The 22,347-nt window shown below is 38.9% G+C and carries 23 protein-coding genes and 1 pseudogene; 21 read left to right on the top strand and 3 right to left on the bottom strand.

The features are described from left to right. The first annotated feature begins 192 nt into the window (after positions 1-192). The gene (locus HMPREF2607_RS04505) at positions 193-867 is read left to right on the top strand and encodes a response regulator transcription factor (RefSeq protein WP_021144033.1); all 675 of its coding nucleotides are present in this window, start codon (positions 193-195) and stop codon (positions 865-867) included. After that, positions 857-2,272 (top strand): sensor histidine kinase, encoded by a 1,416-nt coding sequence (locus HMPREF2607_RS04500; RefSeq protein ID WP_037620265.1) that lies wholly within the window; start codon positions 857-859, stop codon positions 2,270-2,272. The genes HMPREF2607_RS04505 and HMPREF2607_RS04500 overlap by 11 nt, the downstream gene beginning before the upstream one ends. 77 nt (positions 2,273-2,349) lie before the next feature. On the opposite strand, the gene rpsT is transcribed toward HMPREF2607_RS04500, so the two are convergent. Both rpsT and coaA read right to left on the bottom strand, forming a co-directional pair. Further along, entirely contained in the window at positions 2,350-2,586 is a 237-nt protein-coding gene (rpsT, locus tag HMPREF2607_RS04495) for a 30S ribosomal protein S20 (protein WP_004182129.1), read from the bottom strand. A 69-nt stretch (positions 2,587-2,655) separates the two neighbouring features. Continuing rightward, positions 2,656-3,576 (bottom strand): type I pantothenate kinase, encoded by a 921-nt coding sequence (coaA, locus tag HMPREF2607_RS04490; RefSeq protein WP_059749264.1) that lies wholly within the window; start codon positions 3,574-3,576, stop codon positions 2,656-2,658. Positions 3,577-3,688: 112 nt separating this feature from the next. On the opposite strand from coaA, the gene HMPREF2607_RS04485 reads away from it, so the two are divergent. From HMPREF2607_RS04485 to HMPREF2607_RS04450, 8 genes are all read left to right on the top strand, one after another. Then, on the top strand, positions 3,689-4,279 hold the full coding sequence (locus HMPREF2607_RS04485; RefSeq protein WP_014633038.1) for a class I SAM-dependent methyltransferase: 591 nt from the start codon (positions 3,689-3,691) through the stop codon (positions 4,277-4,279). After that, a complete protein-coding gene (locus HMPREF2607_RS04480) occupies positions 4,276-5,553 on the top strand; it encodes a pyrimidine-nucleoside phosphorylase (RefSeq protein WP_059749185.1) in 1,278 nt (425 codons plus the stop codon). Before HMPREF2607_RS04485 ends, HMPREF2607_RS04480 begins: the two co-directional genes overlap by 4 nt. A gap of 33 nt (positions 5,554-5,586) precedes the next feature. Beyond that, complete coding sequence (deoC, locus tag HMPREF2607_RS04475) at positions 5,587-6,249, top strand: deoxyribose-phosphate aldolase (RefSeq protein WP_070476110.1); 663 nt, start codon at positions 5,587-5,589, stop codon at positions 6,247-6,249. Then, entirely contained in the window at positions 6,236-6,634 is a 399-nt protein-coding gene (locus tag HMPREF2607_RS04470) for a cytidine deaminase (protein WP_021144038.1), read from the top strand. Before deoC ends, HMPREF2607_RS04470 begins: the two co-directional genes overlap by 14 nt. 67 nt (positions 6,635-6,701) lie before the next feature. Further along, positions 6,702-7,766 carry a BMP family lipoprotein gene (locus tag HMPREF2607_RS04465; protein WP_277619134.1) on the top strand — a complete coding sequence of 355 codons (1,065 nt, stop codon included), beginning with the start codon at positions 6,702-6,704 and terminating at the stop codon, positions 7,764-7,766. A 98-nt stretch (positions 7,767-7,864) separates the two neighbouring features. Then, positions 7,865-9,403, top strand: a complete 1,539-nt coding sequence (locus HMPREF2607_RS04460) for an ABC transporter ATP-binding protein (RefSeq protein WP_004182049.1) — start codon at positions 7,865-7,867, stop codon at positions 9,401-9,403. Beyond that, on the top strand, positions 9,396-10,463 hold the full coding sequence (locus HMPREF2607_RS04455) for an ABC transporter permease (protein WP_021144039.1): 1,068 nt from the start codon (positions 9,396-9,398) through the stop codon (positions 10,461-10,463). The genes HMPREF2607_RS04460 and HMPREF2607_RS04455 overlap by 8 nt, the downstream gene beginning before the upstream one ends. Before the next feature lies 1 nt (position 10,464). After that, the gene (locus HMPREF2607_RS04450) at positions 10,465-11,421 is read left to right on the top strand and encodes an ABC transporter permease (protein WP_037600844.1); all 957 of its coding nucleotides are present in this window, start codon (positions 10,465-10,467) and stop codon (positions 11,419-11,421) included. A gap of 92 nt (positions 11,422-11,513) precedes the next feature. On the opposite strand, the gene HMPREF2607_RS04445 is transcribed toward HMPREF2607_RS04450, so the two are convergent. Beyond that, the gene (locus HMPREF2607_RS04445) at positions 11,514-12,149 is read right to left on the bottom strand and encodes an MBL fold metallo-hydrolase (protein WP_022496688.1); all 636 of its coding nucleotides are present in this window, start codon (positions 12,147-12,149) and stop codon (positions 11,514-11,516) included. A gap of 95 nt (positions 12,150-12,244) precedes the next feature. On the opposite strand from HMPREF2607_RS04445, the gene HMPREF2607_RS04440 reads away from it, so the two are divergent. The 11 genes and pseudogenes from HMPREF2607_RS04440 to HMPREF2607_RS04390 form a co-directional block, all read left to right on the top strand. Next, complete coding sequence (locus HMPREF2607_RS04440) at positions 12,245-14,731, top strand: bifunctional DnaQ family exonuclease/ATP-dependent helicase (protein ID WP_070476108.1); 2,487 nt, start codon at positions 12,245-12,247, stop codon at positions 14,729-14,731. Between the two features lie 157 nt (positions 14,732-14,888). After that, a complete protein-coding gene (locus HMPREF2607_RS04435) occupies positions 14,889-15,371 on the top strand; it encodes a cell wall elongation regulator TseB-like domain-containing protein (protein WP_004182029.1) in 483 nt (160 codons plus the stop codon). 4 nt (positions 15,372-15,375) lie between these two features. Continuing rightward, positions 15,376-16,557: a pyridoxal phosphate-dependent aminotransferase gene (locus HMPREF2607_RS04430; RefSeq protein ID WP_049546065.1), complete on the top strand. Its 1,182-nt coding sequence runs from the start codon at positions 15,376-15,378 to the stop codon at positions 16,555-16,557. Positions 16,558-16,593: 36 nt separating this feature from the next. Then, positions 16,594-17,940 (top strand): asparagine--tRNA ligase, encoded by a 1,347-nt coding sequence (gene asnS, locus HMPREF2607_RS04425; RefSeq protein WP_002891115.1) that lies wholly within the window; start codon positions 16,594-16,596, stop codon positions 17,938-17,940. A gap of 26 nt (positions 17,941-17,966) precedes the next feature. Then, complete coding sequence (locus HMPREF2607_RS04420; protein ID WP_070476107.1) at positions 17,967-18,374, top strand: hypothetical protein; 408 nt, start codon at positions 17,967-17,969, stop codon at positions 18,372-18,374. A gap of 108 nt (positions 18,375-18,482) precedes the next feature. Beyond that, positions 18,483-18,863: a RidA family protein gene (locus HMPREF2607_RS04415; RefSeq protein WP_002891112.1), complete on the top strand. Its 381-nt coding sequence runs from the start codon at positions 18,483-18,485 to the stop codon at positions 18,861-18,863. 174 nt (positions 18,864-19,037) lie between these two features. After that, a complete protein-coding gene (gene queC / locus HMPREF2607_RS04410) occupies positions 19,038-19,691 on the top strand; it encodes a 7-cyano-7-deazaguanine synthase QueC (protein WP_004182407.1) in 654 nt (217 codons plus the stop codon). After that, complete coding sequence (queD, locus tag HMPREF2607_RS04405; RefSeq protein WP_014634588.1) at positions 19,691-20,134, top strand: 6-carboxytetrahydropterin synthase QueD; 444 nt, start codon at positions 19,691-19,693, stop codon at positions 20,132-20,134. Before queC ends, queD begins: the two co-directional genes overlap by 1 nt. Beyond that, positions 20,127-20,843 carry a 7-carboxy-7-deazaguanine synthase QueE gene (queE, locus tag HMPREF2607_RS04400; protein WP_014634587.1) on the top strand — a complete coding sequence of 239 codons (717 nt, stop codon included), beginning with the start codon at positions 20,127-20,129 and terminating at the stop codon, positions 20,841-20,843. Before queD ends, queE begins: the two co-directional genes overlap by 8 nt. A 122-nt stretch (positions 20,844-20,965) precedes the next feature. Next, the gene (gene queF / locus HMPREF2607_RS04395) at positions 20,966-21,457 is read left to right on the top strand and encodes a preQ(1) synthase (RefSeq protein WP_003097375.1); all 492 of its coding nucleotides are present in this window, start codon (positions 20,966-20,968) and stop codon (positions 21,455-21,457) included. A gap of 265 nt (positions 21,458-21,722) precedes the next feature. After that, positions 21,723-22,347: pseudogene (locus tag HMPREF2607_RS04390) on the top strand (serine protease); the annotation flags it as partial.

Genomic DNA, 22,347 nt, shown 5'->3' with positions numbered 1-22,347 from the left:
AATATCGATATAAAACAGTACCTATTGGTGCTGTTTTTTGTTTGAGTTATGAAAAACTTAAGGAAAGTTTAGTAGACTAAATCTAAATAAAAGAAGATCAAAGCACTAGATGATTACGTCTATTTTAGATATAATGATAAAACTTAGTCAAAGTGTTATTTGTATCTTTGACACCTAACAAGGGGGATAACTATGATTAAAATACTACTAGTAGAAGATGATTTGAGTTTGTCGAACTCAGTTTTTGATTTTTTAGATGACTTTGCTGATGTGATGCAAGTCTTTGATGGAGATGAAGGTCTCTACGAAGCTGAAAGTGGCGTCTATGATTTGATTCTTTTAGACCTTATGTTACCTGAAAAAGATGGTTTCACGGTTCTTAGAGAATTACGTGAAAAAGGTGTAACAACTCCTGTACTTATCATGACGGCTAAGGAAAGTCTAGATGATAAGGGTCATGGCTTTGAACTGGGTGCAGACGACTATCTAACCAAACCTTTCTATTTAGAAGAGTTGAAGATGCGTATTCAAGCACTTTTGAAACGATCTGGTAAATTTGACCAAAACACACTTTCTTTTGGTGATGTTCGTGTCAATCTTGCTACAAATTCAATCTTTGTGGGGGATAAAGAAGTAGAACTTCTTGGTAAAGAGTTTGATTTATTAGTTTACTTCTTACAAAATCAAAACGTGATTTTGCCTAAGTCACAAATTTTTGACCGTCTTTGGGGATTTGATAGTGATACCACAGTATCAGTTGTTGAGGTTTATGTTTCTAAAATTCGTAAGAAACTTAAAGGAACAGACTTTGCTGCCAATCTCCAAACCTTGAGAAGTGTGGGGTATATTTTGAAGAATGCTGACTAAATTTTTCAATTATCTCTTTAGGAGAATCAAGTCAGACGGATTTAAGTCGTTCATTCATTTCTTTGCCACTTTTTCTGGTATTTTCCTTATCATGACTGTCATGATTTTACAGATTCTGAGTTACGGCGTTTATTCCAATGTGGACTCTAGTCTGAAAATGGCAGCCACTAAAACCAATTCTTATTTAGAAATGGAAATGCTAAAACGGGAACTTTTTCTGACTTCTGAGGTAGATCAAAATAATACGACAACCATTTACCAAGCCTATGATACTAATGAGTCGACAGCTGAAACATCTGACTCGAGTGACTCTAAGAAAGAGCCTAAGAAGAAATCAAAGATAGAAGATGCTCCTCACGATTTATCAGTTGCGGCAAATACCAGTGTCTTGGTACTTGATAAGAGTGGAAAAGTCCTCAATGTCGTTGATAAATTTTCAAGCTTATCCAATTTACCAATAGACAAAAATAACATTGATGTTATCAGCAAGGGAAGTGCTCAGAATTATTTCGATCAAACGGAAAAGTACCGTCTGATTACTGAAAAAGTAGATAATAGCCTCTATCCTGATGCTAAGTACCTTGTTATTGCGATTAATACAACTCAATTGGAAGAAGCCACTGAACGTTATGTTAAGCTAATTGTCATCATGATGAGTTTCTTCTGGCTTTTATCTGTTGCGGCTAGTATGTATTTGGCTAAGTGGTCAAGACGTCCTATCCAGGAAAGCTTGGAGAAGCAGAAGGCTTTTGTTGAGAATGCTAGCCATGAGTTACGGACACCGCTTGCTGTGATTCAAAACAGATTAGAAGTTCTTTTCCGCAAGCCTGAGAGCACCATTCTAGATAATTCAGAGAATATTGCTTCAAGCCTTGATGAAGTACGCAACATGCGTCTTTTGACGACTAATCTTTTGAACTTGGCTCGTCGTGACGATGGTATTAAACCAGAAATCGAAACCTTAGAACCTGCTTTCTTTGATACAGTCTTTACCAACTATGCCATGATTGCAGAAGAAAATGAGAAAGGTTTCACGGCTCAAAACCAAGTTGGTCGTCCAATCCAGACTGATAAAACGTTATTGAAACAGTTAATGACCATCTTATTTGATAATGCTATTAAATATACGGAAGATGATGGACATGTTACCTTTACTGTTCGCACTAATGACCGCCATCTTTATATTTCTGTAGCTGATAATGGTCCTGGAATATCAGATAGTGATAAGAAAAAAATCTTTGATCGCTTTTATCGCGTAGATAAGGCTAGAACCAGACAAAAAGGTGGGTTTGGACTTGGCTTATCCCTAGCGCAACAAATTGTTTTAGCCCTAAAAGGAACAATTGTTGTTAAAGATAATCAACCAAAGGGAACGATTTTTGAAGTTAAGATTACTGGAGTTTAATTAATAAAGAAAACCTGCTAGGCGATAAGCTAGCAGGTTTTTTGGGTAATAAAAAAACTCCTAAATGGAGCTTTCAATTAGTTAGCCAATTTAGCTGCAAGACGTGATTTATCGCGGCTTGCTTTGTTTTTATGAATCAAACCTTTAGAAGCGGCTTTATCGATGCTAGCTGATGCAGCACGGTAAGCTTCTTCAGTTGGGTTAGCGTTGAATGCTTTAATAGCAGTACGCAAAGCTGATTTTTGAGCTGAGTTTTTTTCGTTTTGTTTAACGTTAAGTTCAGCGCGTTTGATAGCTGATTTAATATTTGCCAATGTTTTCACCTCCAAAATTTATCTAACTATGTCATTATACGTTATTTTAGGCCCCTTGGCAAGCTTTTTCTATTTTTTTAAGTGGATGAAGTCGATTTTATGATTGTCTCCCTTGTGAAGAATCAGTTCAGCTCGACTTCGTGTAGGTTCGATATAATTTTCCAGGTTAACCAAATTGATATCACGCCAGGTTTTTTGTGCTAAAGATAAAGCTTCATCCTTACTAAATTTAGTGAAACGATGGTAGTAGTTATTTTCATCTTTTTTGGCGAGCTCAAGAAGGGTTTGAAAACGTTCGAGATACCAGGATTCGATATTATTAACTTCAGCGTCAATGTAGAGAGAAAAATCAAAATAGTCACTCATGTAAAGTCGTTGGTTAATAGGGTTCTGGAAAACATTAATCCCTTCGACAATTAGAAAATTGGGCTGTCTGATTTCTTGGGTAAGTCCTGGTACAATATCATAAATTTCATGAGAGTAAACAGGAATATTGACATCACCACCATTTTTTATAGTATCTAAAAAGTTGAGAAGAAGTGGCATATCGTAGGACTCAGGGAAGCCCTTACGATTAAGGATGCCTTTTTCTTTCAAGGTTTGGTTAGGATAGAGAAAGCCATCAGTTGTCACAAGTTCAACATTAGATTGGGGAAAGGTACGCTGCAACAAGAGTTGAAGCAAACGACTGGTAGTGGATTTGCCAACAGCAACTGAACCAGATACCCCAATAATAAATGGACGGTTAGTCTGTGATTTTTGTAAAAAGATACTCTTAGAAAAGGTTAGATCGTTGGCAGTTTTCTGATAGATACGAATGAGATTGATAAGGGGAAGATAAATGTCACTAACTTCTTGCACATCAATCTTATCATTAAGGCTTCGAATGGAATCCAGTTCTTCTGAAGTCAATGGGGCATTGTCCTCTTTATGAAGGCGTTGCCATTCCTTGCGTGATATCGTTTCGAAATTGATAAATTCATTTAGCATAAATAACATTATAGCAGAAAAAAAGGTCGAATGTAAGCCTTGTCATTTCACTAGCCTTACTTTAGTATTTATGATACGATAAAGAAAAAGTACTATCTAGAAGGAAAAAATAATGTCAAAAATGTATTATGCTGAGACGCCAGATGCGGCTCATGATATTCATGATTTAAAGGTTAATTTATTAGGAGAAAGTTTTCAGTTTTATACAGATGCTGGGGTTTTCTCTAAAAAAATGATTGATTTTGGGAGTCAAGTGCTTTTGAGTGCATTAGATTTGGAAGCTGGCAAAACGCTTTTAGATGTGGGTTGTGGCTATGGTCCTCTCGGTATCAGTTTAGCCAAGGTCCAAGGAGTTAAAGTCACTATGATTGACATCAATAGTAGGGCGATTGATTTAGCTAGACAAAATGCTCAACGAAATAAGGTTGAAGCTACTATCTTCCAATCAAATATCTATGAAAATGTCACTGGAAGTTTTGACTATATTATTTCTAATCCACCTATCCGTGCGGGCAAGAAGGTGGTTCATCAAGTTATCGAGGAGGCATATGATTATCTCAATCAAGGTGGTAACCTAACTATTGTTATTCAGAAAAAACAAGGTGCTCCGTCAGCTAAGGCTAAGATGGAGGATGTGTTTGGTAATGCTGAAGTCGTTAAAAAGGCTAAAGGATATTATATCCTTAGAAGTGAGAAATTATGAGAACAGTTGATTTAATTGAAAAGAAAAGAGATGGTGGCGAGTTAAGCACAGAGGAAATTTCATATCTCATTAATGGCTATGTGTCTGGGGAAATACCAGACTATCAGATAGCTGCTTTGGCGATGGCGATTTATTATCAAGGTATGTCTATTCGTGAAATCCATGATTTGACCACTGATATGGTTGCTTCAGGTGAACAATATGATTTGTCAGAAATTCCAGGTGTTAAGGTAGATAAACATTCGACCGGAGGCGTTGGTGATAAGGTAACCATCATTCTGATGCCGCTTGTAGCTAGCTTTGGTGTTCCAGTGGCTAAGATGAGTGGTCGTGGTCTCGGACACACAGGTGGAACGATTGACAAATTAGAGTCTATCAAAGGCTATCAGGTTGAGCGTAGTAAGGAAGAATTCATTCAGCAAGTTAAAGACATTGGGATTTCCCTTATTGGTCAGTCTGAGCATTTGGTTAAGGCTGATAAACTTCTTTATGCCTTGCGTGATGTCACTGCAACAGTAGATTCCATTCCTCTAATCGCAAGCTCTGTTATGTCCAAAAAGATTGCAGCAGGCGCTGATAAGATTTTACTGGATGTTACTGTTGGTCAAGGCGCTTTTATGAAAAATATGTCTGACGCTGAGAAGTTGTCTGAAACCATGGTTGCACTAGGTCATGAGGTCAATCGTGAAACGATTGCAGTTATTACAGATATGAGCCAGCCACTAGGTAAGGCTATTGGTAACCGTTTAGAAATCACAGAGGCTATTGAAATTATGCAAGGTAAGGGACGTGAAGATATCACTGACTTTATCTGTGAGTTGGCTGAGATTCTATTAGATTTGGCTCAGGTTGAAGCTAGTCAGGAAGAGATTCGTCAGCACTTAGTGGGTGGAAAAGCCCTTGCTAAGTTTGAAGAACTCATTCAAGCTCAAGGTGGTGATTTGACTGATCTTTATCGTCATAGCAGTGCTCCTGTCGTGACAGATATTCATGCTCATGAAACAGGTTACATTAAAGAGTTACCTGCAATGGCATTTGGAAAATTTGCTATGCAATTAGGAGCAGGTCGAGCTACGAAGTCAGATAGTCTTAATTATGAAACAGGAATTGTATTTGAAAAGAAAGTTGGCGATTCTGTGACTCAGGGAGACCTTATTGCCAAGGTCTATAGCCAAGAAATTTTATCTGAAAAAATGCTGACTGAATTCGAAAAAAATGTTATTATGGGTAGTGAATGTAAAGAAACGACAGAAATATTAAAGATAATTCGCTAACCCTTAATTTAATTCTAATCAAGGAGTTTGTTTATGTATGTTAATAGCTATATTGACCATACCTTACTAAAAGCTGATGCTAATAAAGAACAGATTCTTTCCTTAATTGATGAGGCTAAGAAGTATGAGTTTGCCAGCGTCTGTGTTAATTCAACTTGGGTCAAAACGGCAGCTGAATTGCTAAAAGATAGTTCTGTTAAAGTTTGTACGGTTATCGGTTTTCCTTTGGGAGCATCGACTTCTGCAGTTAAGGCTTTTGAAGCCAAGGATGCTATTGCCAATGGGGCGGATGAAATTGATATGGTAATCAATATCGGTGCTCTTAAATCTAGAAATCTTAAATTAGTTGAAGACGATATTAAAGCTGTTGTTGAAGCTAGTGGAAGAAAACTTGTGAAGGTTATTATTGAAACTTGTCTATTGACTGATGAAGAAAAGGTCGAAGCTTGCCAATTAGCAAAACTGGCAGGTGCAGATTTTGTGAAGACATCTACAGGGTTTTCTACTGGTGGTGCTACCATTGAAGATATTGAACTTATGCGAGAAGCTGTTGGTCCTATTATGGGAGTCAAGGCATCTGGTGGAGCACGTACACTTGAGGCGGCTAAAGCCTTTATCAAAGCTGGTGCAACCCGTATTGGTACTTCGTCAGGAGTGGCCATTATGAAAGGTCAAGAAAGCCATGACAGTTACTAACAAAGAGAAAGTGATAGAAGCAGCTCGATTGGCAGCAGAAAATGCCTATGTTCCCTACTCTAAGTTTAGAGTTGGTGCGGCTTTGATTACAAAAAATGGAGAAATCTTTCAAGGCTGCAATATAGAAAATGCCTCTTTTGGATTGACCAATTGTGCAGAAAGAACGGCTATTTTTAAAGCGGTATCTGAAGGACACCGTGATTTTGAGTGTCTCGCTGTTTACGGTGATACCAAAGAGCCTATATCACCATGCGGTGCATGTCGCCAAGTGATGGCTGAGTTTTTTAAATCCGATTCTAAAGTGATTCTTATCGCTGAAGATAAATCGACAGTCGAGATGACAGTCGGAGAGTTGTTACCATACTCTTTTACAGACTTACAATAGTCTAGTTGTTTTATTCTTTATTAAGCAAGTTTTCTTGCAAGTTATAGGAGGAGTGTTCAAGATGAAATTGAACAAGAAAATTATCGGTCTTGGCCTTGTTGCCGTAGCAGCACTTGGTCTTGCAGCATGTGCTCGTGGCGGACGCGGTGGATCATCAGCTGATTCTAAAGTTAAAGCTGCTATCGTTACAGATACTGGTGGGGTAGATGATAAATCATTTAACCAATCAGCATGGGAAGGACTCCAAGAGTGGGGTAAAGCTAACAAACTTAAAAAAGATTCTGGCTTTACTTACTTCCAATCAAACTCAGAGTCTGACTTTGCAAACAATATGTCAGCTGCTCAAAGCCAAGGTTACAACCTCATCTTTGGTGTTGGTTTTGCCCTTCATGATGCTGTTTCAGATGCTGCTAAGGAACATGAAGATGTTAACTACGTAATCATTGATGATGTCATCAAAGACCAAAAGAATGTTGAGAGCGTTTTGTTTGCTGATAACGAAGGTGCTTACCTTGCAGGTATCGCAGCAGCAATGCAATCAAAAACAAATAAAGTTGGTTTCATTGGTGGTCAAACATCAGATACAATTACACGTTTTGAAGCTGGTTTCACAGCAGGTGCTAAATCTGTAAAACCAGACATCGATGTACAAGTTCAATATGCTGAATCATTCTCAGACGCTGCTAAAGGTACAACAATTGCTTCAACTATGTACGCTTCAGGCGTTGACGTAATCTATCAAGCAGCTGGTGGTACTGGTACTGGTGTCTTCACAGCAGCTAAAGAAGTTAACGAAAAACTTGATGCTGACAGCGATAAGAAAGTTTGGGTAATCGGTGTTGACCGTGACCAAAATGCAGAAGGTAACTATACATCTTCAGACAAGAAAAAATCTAACTTTGTTTTGACTTCAACAATCAAAAAAGTTGGTACAGTTGTTAAAGATATCGCTAACGGACAACTTAAAGGCGATAAATTTGAAGGTGGTTCTACTAAGACTTATGGTATCAAAGATGGTGGTGTTGACATCGTAACATCTAAGCTTCCTTCTGATATCAAGGATGCAGTAGAAAAAGCTAAAGAACAAATCAAGAATGGTGAATTGAAACCAACTGATGGTCTTAGCAAATAATCCATAATATCTAAACTGGGACAATTTTTGTCTCAGCAAAGGGAAGCAGTTTATATTTCCCTTTGCTGATATAAAAATAATTCTTGAAAGGAGATTGTATGACGAAGCCAAATGTCATTGAGATGCACGATATTACCAAAAAATTTGGTGAATTTGTGGCAAATGATCATATCAATCTTGATGTGAGACCAGGAGAAATTCATGCCCTCCTCGGTGAAAATGGTGCTGGTAAGTCAACCTTAATGAACATGCTTGCAGGTCTTTTACAGCCAACAAGCGGGATTATTAAGGTTAATGGACAAGAGGTGACGATTGATTCACCTTCGAAAGCAACGAAATTGGGGATTGGGATGGTTCACCAACACTTTATGTTGGTTGAAGCTTTTACAGTTGCTGAGAATATCATCCTGGGTAGTGAGGTAACCAAAGCTGGTGGTGTCCTTGATATGAAGAAGGCTATTAAGGAAATTACTGAGCTCTCTGAAAGATATGGTCTTGCGGTAGATCCAACAGCTAAGGTGGCAGATATTTCTGTTGGTGCTCAACAGCGTGTTGAAATCCTTAAGACTCTGTATCGTGGTGCTGATATTTTGATTTTCGATGAACCGACTGCGGTATTGACTCCGTCTGAAATTACTGAACTTCTAAACATCATGAAAACCTTGGTCAAAGAAGGCAAGTCAATTATCCTTATCACCCATAAATTGGATGAGATTCGTGCGGTTTCTGACCGTGTCACAGTTATCCGTCGTGGTAAATCAATTGATACAGTGACAATTGAAGGATCAACAAATGCTGACTTGGCCGAAATGATGGTTGGTCGTCATGTCTCCTTTAAAACAGAAAAAATTCCTTCAAATCCAAAAGAAGTTGTTCTTTCTATTAAAGATTTGGTGGTTAATGAGAACCGTGGTGTTCCTGCCGTTAAGAACTTATCTTTAGATGTTCGTGCGGGTGAAATCATCGGTATTGCCGGTATTGATGGTAACGGTCAAACAGAGCTTGTTCAAGCGATTACTGGACTACGTAAAGTTAAGTCTGGTGACATTACTATCAAGGGTGAATCTATTATTCATAAGACAACTCGTCAGATTACAGAGATGAGTGTTGGTCATATTCCTGAAGACCGTCACCGTGACGGTATGGTTCTTGAAATGACAGTAGCTGAAAATATTGCCCTTCAAACCTACTACAAGGAGCCAAATTCGAAAAATGGTATCTTGAACTATAATGTTATCAATGCTAAAGCTCGAGAATTGATGGAAGAATTTGACGTTCGTGGTGCTGGAGAGTTGATTGCTGGTGGTGACTTGTCTGGTGGTAACCAACAAAAAGCTGTTATCGCCCGTGAAATTGACCGTGACCCAGAGCTTCTTATTGTCAGTCAACCAACTCGTGGTCTTGACGTAGGTGCCATTGAATACATTCGTAAACGTATTATCGCAGAGCGTGATAAAGGTAAGGCTGTTATTGTAGTCAGCTTTGAATTGGATGAAATTCTTGATATGTCAGACAGAATTGCAGTTATCTACGATGGTGCAATTCAAGGTATCCTAGATCCTGCTGAAACGAATAAGCAAGATCTTGGTATCCTAATGGCTGGTGGACAATTGAATAAGGAGGAAGCAAATGTCTAAGAAAACACAAAATTGGGCAGTTCCTTTGATTGCTGTCCTCTTGGGAATGTTGATCGGGGCTGTATTGATGTTAATCTTTGGTTACGATCCATTCTGGGCTTACTATGATCTCTTCACAACGGCCTTTGGTTCATTGAAAAATATTGGTGAAATTCTTCGTGCCATGAGTCCGCTGATTCTGATTGCACTTGGATTCGCTGTTGCCTCTAAGGCAGGTTTCTTTAACGTTGGTTTGCCTGGTCAGGCTTTAGCAGGTTGGACTTCGGCTGTATGGTTTGCATTATCATTTCCAGAATTACCAAAAGTAGTTTCAGTTTTCTGTACAGTAATCATCGGTCTAGTAGCTGGTGGTATCGCTGGTGCAATTCCGGGTATTCTTCGTGCTTACTTGGGAACTAGTGAGGTCATTGTTACCATCATGATGAACTACATCATTTTGTATGTAGCAAACAATATTGTTCGATTTGGTTTTACAGCCGACATGTTACGTTCATCAGAAGCATCTAATAAGGTCGCAGCCTCTGCAAGCTATCAAACAGAATTCTTATCCTCTCTAACCGGTGGCTCACGTTTTAATATTGGTTTCTTCCTTGCTCTTGCAGCAGTTTTCCTTGTTTGGTTCATGCTCAAGAAAACAACAACTGGTTTTGAAATTACATCTGTAGGTCTTAACCCTCATGCATCTGAATATGCAGGGATGTCATCAAAACGTGTTATTATCATGTCTATGATTATTTCAGGTGCCCTTTGTGGACTTGGAGGAACAGTAGAAGGACTTGGTACCTTCCAAAATGCCTTTGTTCAAAACTCTTCATTGGCAATTGGTTGGAACGGTATGGCGGTTGCTCTTTTGGCTACTAATTCACCTATTGGTATTCCGTTTGCTGCCCTTCTTTATGGTGTCTTGTCTGTAGGTAAGAGTGGTATGATTGGTGTGCCTCCTGAAGTTATCGACGTTGTATCTGCTTTGATTATCTTCTTTGTCGGTGCTAACTATATTATTAGATATTGGGTTCGCCCTCGTCAAAAGTCAGTGAAAGCTAAAGGAGGACAAAACTAATATGGACTTCATTACAATTTTAGCCTTGATTGTTGCCTCTATGCTGAAATACTCAGCACCATTGATTTTCACAAGTATCGGTGGAACTTTCTCTGAACGAGGCGGTATCGTAAATGTCGGTCTTGAGGGAATCATGGTTATTGGAGCCTTCGCAGGTGTTCTCTTTAACTTGAATTTTGCAGATAGTTTTGGTGATGCAACTCCTTGGATTGCCGCAATTGTAGCAGGTCTTATTGGTCTTGTTTACTCATTGCTCCACGCGGTTGCGACCATTAATTTCCGTGCGGATCATGTTGTCTCTGGTACGGTATTGAACTTGATTGCTCCATCTTTAGCAGTCTTTCTGACACGTGTTATCTTTGGTGCCGGCCAAACACCAGCTATTAGCCATAACTTTAAAACTGTATCATTTCCAATTTTGAGCCACATTCCAGTCTTGGGTAAAGTCTTCTTTACGAACGTTTCCTTGATTGCATATGTAGCGATTTTGGTTTCAGTTGTGTCTTGGTGGGTTATCTTCAAGACTCGCTTTGGTTTGCGTCTTCGCTCAGTAGGTGAGCACCCACAGGCAGCGGATACACTTGGTATTAATGTTTACCGTATGCGCTACTATGGTGTCATGATTTCAGGATTCCTTGGTGGTGTTGGTGGTGCAGTTTATGCTCAATCCATCTCTAACAACTTTGCTATTACGACGATTGCAGGTCCTGGTTTCATCGCCTTGGCTGCTATGATTTTTGGTCGTTGGAATCCAGTTGGAGCTATGCTCTCAAGTTTATTCTTCGGTTTGTCACAATCATTGGCAATTATCGGGAAACAACTTCCGCTTATTTCACATGTACCAAACGTCTACTTGCAAATTGCACCATATGTCTTGACAATTATTGTCTTGGCTGCATTCTTTGGTAAAGCAGTAGCACCAAAAGCTGATGGTGTTAACTATATCAAATCTAAATAAATACAATCTAGTATTTCAAGTAAGAAGGTCTTTAGACCTTCTTTTTTATGCATGTAAAAAGCCCAGCTTTATAGTTTGCTGAGCTTTTATTTTTATGAAAAATGTGGGTTAAAGTTTTTTTCGTGGCCTATAGTAGTGTCCCAACCGTGTCCGGGGAATACCTTGTAGTGGTTAGGAAGGGTGAAGAGTTGCTCTCGAATACTAGTGAGTAACTGATCGTGGTTTCCTGTTGGGAGGTCCCAGCGTCCAATTGTTTCTTTAAAGAGGGCATCACCAGAAAAGACGATTTCTTCTTCATCGAAAATTAAAGAAATGCCTCCGATAGAATGTCCTGGGGTTGGAACAACTTTAAACTGGAAATCCTCGATGTTATAGTCCTGAGTGAAATCGAAGTAGTATTCTGCTGGATTGACAATAACGTCTTCCATATCGTCATGACGTGGAAGTCCCGATAAATTATCAATAGGATTCATCAACCAGTCTTTTTCAGCCTCTGCAACATAAACAGGAGGGTAATTATAAGCTTGACGGACTGCCTCAACACTCATAATGTGATCGTAGTGTGTATGTGTCAAGAGGATAGCAGCAACAGGTTTATCACTTGCTTTAAGCTCAGCTAAGATAGCAGAAGTATCACTTCCTGGATCAATGACTAGACAGGCTGTATCGTTTTCTAAAATATAGGTATTTTCCTGAGCAACAGGATTTAAAATTCGTCTTATTTTCATAGCTCTAGTGTAGCACGAATTTCAGGCTTTTTCCAATATCAGAATGATGGCTTTGTCTTTTTTTGGGGCTTTGGATATGCTATAATAAGGTCACTATGAGTGAAAAAAACACGAATAAATATGCCATTGTTGACTTGGAAGCAACCTCCGCTTCGTCAACGGCTAGTATTATACAGGTGGGAATTGTCATCATGCAAAATGGTCAGGTGATTGACGAATTTGCGAGTGATGTTAACCCACACCAAGAACTAGATGATCACATTATTCATTTAACAGGGATTACCGATCAGCAGTTGGCTCAAGCCCCAGATTTCTCGGAAATTGCTAGAACCATTTTTGAACTGATTGAGGACTGTATTTTTGTTGCCCATAATGTTAAATTTGACGCCAATTTGCTTGCAGAGGCACTTTTCATGGAGGGCTTCGAACTAAGGACTCCTCGTGTGGATACTGTCGAATTGGCTCAGGTTTTTTATCCGACGCTAGAACAATATAAGCTATCTCATTTATCCAAGGTTCTTAATCTTGACCTAGCTCAGGCCCATACCGCTATTGAAGATGCGAGAGCGACCGGACAGCTTTTGTTTCATTTGATGGATAAGATTGCTAGCTTACCTAGACAGACAATTGAGATGCTTTTGACCTTTTCAGATAATCTTCTTTTTGAAACTGAGTTGGTTATTCGTGATGCTATAAGAGGTCAAAATTTAGGTCTATCAAAAGAATATGTCACGCTTGAAGAATCTGGAATTGTTCTTCGTAGACCTTTGACTTATAAGGCAGAACGAAAACTGTCTCAAGATTTTGATACCAATATTGCTCTCTTAGATTTGGAATCAAGACCTAAACAAAGAGAGTTTGCTGAGGCAGTAAGAAGGGAGCTTGATAATACTGATATTTCCATGATTCAGGCTCAGACTGGAATCGGGAAAACCTATGGCTATTTGCTTCCCTTGTTGGCACAGTCTGATGTAGATAAAGTGGTGGTGGCTGTTCCGACCAAGCTCCTTCAAAATCAGATTATGAATCAGGAAGCCAAAGCCTTATCGGATGTCTTTAATATTAACTTCCATAGTCTCAAAGGACCTCAGAATTATATCAAGTTAGATGCCTTTTACCAGACCTTACTTCGTCAGGACAGTAACCGTTTGATTAATCGTTACAAAATGCAACTCTTAGTTTGGTTGACTGAAACGAAGACAGGGGATCTCGATGAAATCAGACAAAAACAGCGCTATATGGCCTATTTTGATGAGATTAAGCACGATGGTAAGTTAAAGGTGGATAGTCTTTTTGCTGAATATGATTTTTGGCAACAGTCCTACCAAAAAGCCCAAGAAGCTAGGGTAGTTGTGACCAATCATGCTTATCTTTTGACGCGTATGGAAGATGATCATGATTTTGTTCGAGGAAAAAATCTTGTGATTGATGAGGGACAAAAGATGGTTCTGGCTTTGGAACAATTTTCACGTCATCAAGTCAATCTTACAGTGCTTTTGCAACATATCCATCGTATTCTTGATAGTGGTAATCAAACCTTACTTCAACAACGCTTGCTCGAAAATTTGCAGTTTGAAGTTAGCCATCTAATCCAAGAACACCAACAATTTCCTCAGAAGCAGTATAATCGCCAGCAATTAGATCGTTTGCTACAAACCATTTCTGAACTGGAAGGTGAAAGTGATTTGATGGAGATGTTGTCTCCACTGAAGACACCCCTTTACAGCCATTTTTGGCTTGAAACAGACTATTATCAGGAACATCGTGTGACTTATTTAAAGGCGTCACGTCAAGAACTCTTAGAACTTTCAGCTTATCTACCAAGTGCTCAAAAAGTGATAATTGTTTCAGCAACTATTGATGTAGGACCTGATGTTGATGTGGCTGGTTTGTTGGGCTTAGATCAGGTACGCAAGGTTAGCCTCCCAATGGACACTTTACCCAATCAAGCTATTTGGATTGATCAAAGCATGCCTATGATTGGAGTTTCTTCTGAGGAGGAGTATGAAGTTGCTCTTGCAAAGCGTCTCCAGAAGCTATCTGAAATGGAATATCCAATTTTAGTACTATTCACGTCTCGAAAGAGTATGATGGCTGTTTCGGATTTATTGGATCATAGGGAAGTTCGTCACCTAACTCAAGAGAAAAATGGGACAGCTTTTAATGTCAAAAAACGTTTTGATAGAGGTGAGACCAATCTCCTTCTTGGTATGGGGTCATTCTGGGAAGGTGTTGACTTTGCTCAACAAGATAGGGTAATTGAGGTTATTGCACGTCTGCCGTTTGACAATCCTAAGGATCCTTTCTATCAAAAGATTGAATCTTGGTTTTCTAAGCAAGGAAAGAGCACCTTTGATAGTTACAGTCTTCCCATGACGGTTTTACGTTTCAAACAAGCTATCGGGCGTGCTCAAAGACGTCCAGAACAGCGTTCAGCTATTCTTCTTATGGATAATCGCCCGCTCGTTAAGAGTTATGGAAAACTATTTCTAAAAGAAGTGACACAAGAAGTTGCGCTTAAGCACGCTAAGTTCGAAGAAGTCAAAGAGGATATTCAGGATTTCTTAGAAAAAGAAAGTTAACTTTTAAAAACCAACCTTTTCTAAGATTACTTAGGTTTTATAAATTTTACTGACTTATAAAAAAGATAGACTTAATTGCTCAATACTAGCTATATTGCTATGTAAAGATTTATCATTTTCTGATATAATAAATTCAGAAACTTTTTTAGGAGGCATTATGCGTAAACAACGTTCACCCTGGACCAAAAAGCAACAGTTCATTTTTGGAATAATTGTAATCGTTGTGACCTTAATTGCCTCTTTGACTGCTATTCTTATTGTAGCGACTAAGCCTTATGTAGACGCTGAAAAGAAGGTTATTGCCATAGCAGAGAGCAAAGCAGATATTAAGACTGTTACTGAATTTGATATCTACCATGGTGAGGCTACCTATTACGGACTTCTTGGAAAGTCTGGTCAAGGTGAGAAACTGGCCGTTATCGTGAGTCATGATTCAGGTGAGGTTGATATCTACAAGCAATCTGATGGTATAAGTAAGTCAGTGGCCAAGAAAGCTGCTAAGGCCTATGGTGCTAAGGATATATCCTATGTCCACCTAGGGAAATATGGCAAAACTCCTATTTGGGAAGTGAAGTCAGGAACCCAGTATTATCTGGTTGATTTTATCTCAGGTCAGGTTATTAAAGTGGAAGGACTATAATGAAATGACAAAATTATCAAATCGTGTATTACAAATGGAAGAAAGTGTTACTTTAGCTGCCAGTGCGCGTGCTAAAGCTCTTAAAGCTCAAGGACGTGATATCTTGAGTTTGACACTTGGTGAACCAGATTTTGTAACACCTAAGAACATTCAAGATGCTGCTATTACCTCTATTGAAAATGGTAAGGCAAGTTTCTATACCGTAGCTTCTGGACTTCCAGAACTTAAGGATGCGATTAGCACTTACATGGAAAACTTCTATGGCTATGCTGTAAATCCAAATGAGGTTGTTGTTGGCACTGGTGCGAAGTTTATCTTATATGCTTTCTTTGCTACGGTCATCAATCCTGGTGATGAAGTCATTATTCCAACACCTTGCTGGGTTTCTTACGTAGACCAAGTTAAAATGGTTGAAGGTGTTCCGGTCACTTTCCAAACGACTGAAGCTAATCACTTTAAAGCAACGGTTGAACAACTTGAAGCGGCCCGTACTGAAAAAACTAAAGTTGTCTTGCTTAATTCTCCATCAAATCCAACAGGAATGATTTACAGCAAGGAAGAATTGCAAGCAATCGGTGACTGGGCGGTTGATCACGATATCTTGATTTTAGCAGATGATATCTATGGCCGTTTGGTTTACAATGGCAACACCTTTACTCCAATTTCTAGTCTTTCAGATACCATTCGTAAGCAAACAATTGTGATTAATGGTGTTTCTAAGACCTATGCTATGACAGGTTGGCGTGTTGGTTTTGCTGTCGGAGATCCAGAAATTATTTCAGGTATGGCTAAGATTATCAGTCAAACGACATCAAATCTTACAGCAGTTTCTCAATATGCTGCTATTGAAGCCTTAACTGGTGATCAGTCTTCTATCGAAGAAATGCGTCAGGCCTTTGAGGAACGTTTGAATACAATTTATCCACTCCTAGCTGAAGTGCCTGGCTTTGAAGTCATCAAACCTCAAGGTGCCTTTTACCTCTTCCCTAATGTTAAAAAAGCGATGGAAATCAAAGGCTACACAAATGTTAATGATTTTACAAACGCTATTCTTGAGGAGGCTGAAGTCGCTTTGGTAACAGGTGCAGGATTCGGCGCACCTGAAAATATTCGTCTTAGCTATGCAACAGACTTAGATACTTTGAAAGAAGCAGTCCGCCGAATCAAAGCCTTTATGGAAAAATAGAATTAATATAGATCAAAAGAAAAGAGAAGTAATTACATGTCTAAACAATTAGTTTCAATTATTGATGTGCCTAAACACGTGGGCGAAGAAATCACTATCGGTGCATGGGTAGCTAACAAATCAGGTAAAGGGAAATTGGCCTTTCTTCAATTGCGTGATGGAACTGCCTTCTTCCAAGCGGTAGCTTTCAAACCTAACTTCATCGAAAAATACGGTGAAGAAGAAGGTACTGAAAAATTTGATACTGTTAAACGCCTTAGCCAAGAAACATCAGTTTATGTGACTGGTGTGGTTAAAGAAGACGAACGTTCAAAATTTGGTTACGAGTTGGATGTGACAGCAGTAGAAGTCATCGGTGAATCACATGATTACCCAATCACACCAAAAGAACACGGAACTGACTTCTTGATGGATAATCGTCACCTTTGGTTGCGTTCACGTAAACAAATGGCTGTCCAACAAATTCGTAATGCGATTATTTACGCAACTTACGAATTCTTTGATAAAAATGGTTTCATCAAATTTGATAGTCCAATTTTGTCAGGAAATGCAGCTGAAGATTCAACGGAATTGTTTGAAACGGATTACTTTGGTACACCTGCTTACCTAAGCCAATCTGGTCAGCTTTACCTTGAAGCTGGTGCCATGGCTCTTGGTCGTGTATTTGACTTTGGTCCTGTTTTCCGTGCCGAAAAATCAAAAACACGTCGTCACTTGACTGAGTTCTGGATGATGGATGCTGAGTATTCATTCTTGTCACATGATGAGTCACTTGATTTGCAAGAAGCTTATGTTAAAGCTCTTATTCAAGGTGTTATTGATCGTGCGCCACAAGCTCTTGAAATCCTTGAACGTGATGTAGATCTTCTTAAGAAATACATTGCTGAGCCATTCAAGCGCGTGTCATATGATGAAGCTATCGATCTTCTTCAAGCACATGAAAATGATGAAGATACTGATTACGAGCACCTTGAACATGGGGATGACTTCGGTTCACCACACGAAACTTGGATTTCTAACTATTTTGGTGTTCCAACATTCGTTGTTAATTATCCAGCAAGCTTCAAGGCCTTCTACATGAAACCAGTTCCTGGTAATCCTGAGCGCGTTCTTTGTGCAGACCTTTTGGCTCCAGAAGGTTATGGTGAAATCATCGGTGGTTCAATGCGTGAAGATGACTACGATGCTCTTGTAGCTAAAATGGATGAACTCGGAATGGACCGTTCAGAATACGAATTCTATCTTGACCTACGTAAATATGGTTCAGTACCACACGGTGGTTTTGGTATCGGTATTGAACGTATGGTTACTTTCGTAGCTGGAACAAAACACATCCGTGAAGCTATTCCATTCCCACGTATGTTGCACCGTATCAAACCATAAGTAAAATTCTTTAGGAGTGCAAAAGTATGAAAAGATGGTTACTTGGTCTTTTGGCCTTACTTTGTATGGTTTCAATAGTAGCTTGCAGCAAGTCTGCTCCCTCACTAGAGGGTGAATGGCATGCACAAGATGCCTTAAAGAAGGATTATACGATTGTCTTCAAGAAAGATAAGGTCAAGATTGGTGAGCAGGATTATAACTATACAGTGGATGGTCCCAAGTCTAAAGATGACTTTACCTATTATTCGCTTAAAGTAAAAGATCAGGGGAAAGAGACGACTTATACGGTATTTTTCCCAACTCAATCCAAAGAGGTTGCTCTCTTTCTAGAACCAAATGATGAGAAAGAGCCCCATAAGGGTCAAATGCTCTTTGCACTTAATAAAAAAGATAAACCAGACTACTATAGCTATGTTAAAAAGTATCTGAAATAGTAGGAGAAGGATTAGCCTAGCGCTGATTCTTTTCTTTTGGGAATTATATGTTTCAATTTTCAGAATATTTTGTTATAATAGCAACATATTAGTCAAAGGAGAACTATCATGGCAAAAACTATTCATACTGATAAAGCACCAGCAGCAATCGGACCTTATGTCCAAGGTAAAATTGTAGGCAACCTTTTGTTCGCTTCTGGTCAAGTACCATTGTCACCAGAAACAGGTGAAATCATTGGTGAAACAATTCAAGAACAAACAGAACAAGTTCTTAAAAATGTTGGTGCTATTTTGGCGGAAGCAGGTACAGACTTTGATCACGTTGTCAAAACAACTTGCTTCCTAAGTGACATTAACGATTTCGTTCCATTTAACGAAGTGTATGCAACTGCCTTTACATCTGATTTCCCAGCACGTTCTGCGGTAGAAGTGGCACGTTTGCCAAAAGATGTTAAAATTGAAATCGAAGTTATCGCTGAGATTGATTAATGAAGAGAGCCTTGGCTCTTTTCTTTTTTTCTCAACTATGATAGACTATTAAAGATAAATCATTTTCGATGTTTGGGAGACACCATCGCTAAAAAAAACCATTACTGGCGTTTTTTTGGCTCCCCCAAGGGGCCTTTTTATGTGTCTCAGACATCACGAATAAAGAGGAATATTATGAAACGTCAATCAGCTTTGGTCGTCTTTAGTGGCGGTCAAGATTCTACTACTTGCCTATTTTGGGCTCTAAAACATTATGAAACAGTTGAATTAGTTACTTTTGCATATGGCCAACGTCATAGCTTGGAAATTGAAGTAGCTAAAGAGATTGCGCAAGAGCAAGGGCTTAAACACCATGTTTTGGATATGTCTTTGCTTGGTCAAATTACTGAAAATGCCTTGACATCTGATATTGAGATTGAGGCAGAAGAAGGTGAAGTTCCTAATACCTTTGTAGATGGGCGTAATCATCTCTTCCTTTCTTTTGCAGCAGTTCTAGCTAAGCAACGTGGTATCACTGACATTGTTACGGGTGTTTGTGAGACAGACTTTTCTGGTTATCCAGACTGTCGTGATGTTTTTGTTAAATCGCTTAATGTCACACTTAATCTTGCCATGGCCTATGATTTCGTTATCCAAACTCCTCTCATGTGGTTAGATAAGGCTGAGACTTGGGCTTTGGCTGACCAACTTGGAGCTTTCGATTATGTTCGTGAAAAAACGCTAACTTGCTATAACGGTATTATTGGAACTGGTTGCGGGGAATGCCCTGCCTGTCACTTGCGTCAAAAAGGTCTTGAAAAATATCTAGCAGAAAGAGGAGAAGCTTAATGTTCTTTGCACCGAAAGAAATCAAAAAGGAAACAGGTGAGTCCTTGGTTTACAATCCTCATCGTACAATGGTTTCTAAAGAGTTTACTTTTGATGCTGCCCACCATCTCTTTAATTATGAAGGTAAATGTAAATCACTTCATGGTCATACCTACCATCTTCAGATTGCAGTAAGTGGCTACTTGGATGAGCGTGGCATGACCTACGATTTTGGTGACCTTAAGTGCATTTATAAGGACCATTTGGAACCACAGTTAGATCACCGTTATCTAAATGAAACTTTGCCTTATATGAACACAACTGCGGAAAATATGGTTTTCTGGATTTTCCAGAAGACGAGTCACCATCTGCCAGAGGAGAGAGGACTTCGTTTGGAATATGTACGTCTTTATGAAACACCTACAGCCTTCGCAGAGTTTAGACGGGAGTGGTTGTATGACTAGAGAACGTGTACTCAAACTACCAGTGCTTGAAATTTTTGGACCGACCTTTCAAGGGGAAGGTCGAGCTATCGGTCAAAAGACCATGTTTGTAAGGACAGCAGGATGTGATTACCATTGTGATTGGTGTGACTCTGCCTTTACTTGGGATGGGTCAGAGAAGCCAACACGTATGACAGCTGATGAAGTTATTGAGGCTTTAGATGCGCTAGGAACTTATGACTATGTTACTCTGTCTGGAGGAAACCCAGCTCTTTTAGCGGCAAATATGGCTGAACTCGTTTCAAAACTCAAGGCAAGAGGCGTAACCCTGGCCGTTGAAACACAGGGTTCTCGCTGGCAGGAGTGGCTAAAGGATATTGACCAAGTAACCTTAAGTCCTAAACCGCCATCATCCAAGATGGAAGTCAATATGGAAACCCTTGACTTTATTGTTTCTCAGCTTGATCCTGATAAAGTTACCTTCAAGGTTCCTGTTTTCGATAATGCTGATTTAGCCTTTGCTAAAATGATTCAGGAACGTTATCAGCCAGATGTCATGTTTCTTTCAGCTGGTAATCCTGAACCTAAAGCAGAGGGGAATATTGTCCAACATCAATTAGATCGCTTAAAAGAACTGTGGGAGACTGTAGCTGCTGATAATTCGTGGGGCAATGTGCGTGTCCTCCCTCAGCTTCATACCCTACTCTATGATAATGAGCGTGGTGTCTAATCTTCACGTTTTATAAGATTAGAATTGATAGTGTTTTAACTTTTTTGATGATTAAGATTAGAAAATTAGATTAAAAATCGACCATATAAAGGTCTAGAAAAATTAACAACAAAGGAAGAAAAATGTCACAACAAGAAGAAATGAAAAACCTCACTCTCCTTGGTAATAAGGAGACACCTTATATTTTTGAATACTCTCCACAAGTCTTGGAGTCTTTTGATAATCGTCACACTGATAATGATTACTTTATCAAATTCAACTGTCCAGAATTTACGTCACTTTGTCCTATTACTGGGCAACCTGATTTTGCAAGCATCTACATTTCTTATATTCCAGACCAGCTCTGCGTTGAGTCGAAATCTCTAAAGCTTTACCTATTTAGTTACCGTAATCACGGAGACTTCCATGAAAACTGTATTAATACCATTGGTAAAGATTTGGTGGAGCTTTTGAACCCTCGTTACTTGGAAGTTTGGGGTAAATTTACACCTCGTGGTGGTATCTCGATTGACCCTTATTATAATTACGGTCGTCCAGAAACTAAGTATGAAAAGATGGCAGAGCAACGTCTCTTTAATCACGATCTTTACCCAGAAAATATTGATAATCGTTAATGTCAAGCTAAAAGTCCTTATGCAAATAGTGGGCTTTTTTTCTTGGTTAGACACCTGTCTTTAAGCCGTAAAGGAAACCTGTTTATTTATTTTTTATAGTTGAAAGTAAGGGTATTGTTAGTTTTTCATTGGTCTGTTCTTAGAAACTTCTATTATTAAAATAATTTGACAATAGAAGTTTTATTTCTTACAATTAAGGTGTAAATGGAAATGTAAGCGATTGCTTATGAAAGGTATACTTGTTTTTAAAAAGGGGATGAAGACAATGAGAAAAAGTTTACGTCTATTTTCGTGTGCTGTTTTAGGGGCAGCCATATTAGCGCCAACGGTAGTTGGTAATAATCATGCACAGGCCGATAGTTATTATGGTCGAGGTTACTATAACAACTATTATCCAAACTATGGTTATAACTACGGCTACAATGGTTATTATCCAGGCTATAATTACAATTATGGCTATAACTACGGTTACAATAATTACTATCCAAACTATAACTATGGCTATAATTATGGCTATAACAACTATAATCCTGGTTACAACAACTACAACGAAACAGGTACTTACCGCTATAGCAATGGTTACTTGTACTACATCTTGAGTGATGGTAGCTACTATGTTAACTATAACGGTCGTTGGGTTCGTGGTGGTGACTATAATAACAACAATAGTGGTTCTAACAATACACCAACGACAGGTTATGAGGTTTTGAGAAATGACCCTCACTACCGTTATGAAAATGGTACTCACTATTATTTGAAAGATAATGGCGATTATTACTATTATTCAAATGGTAAGTGGGTACTTGTTAAGGCTTCAAACGCAGATTCAGAAGCTCCAGCAACTTCAGAGACAACTTCAACTGTAGATTCAACTTCATCAGCAAGTTCAG

Source organism: Streptococcus sp. HMSC078H03, from assembly GCF_001808655.1.
Lineage (GTDB): Bacteria > Bacillota > Bacilli > Lactobacillales > Streptococcaceae > Streptococcus > Streptococcus salivarius_G.
Note: the sequence above shows the minus strand (reverse complement) of the source record. Positions and strands in the feature narration are given on the sequence as shown.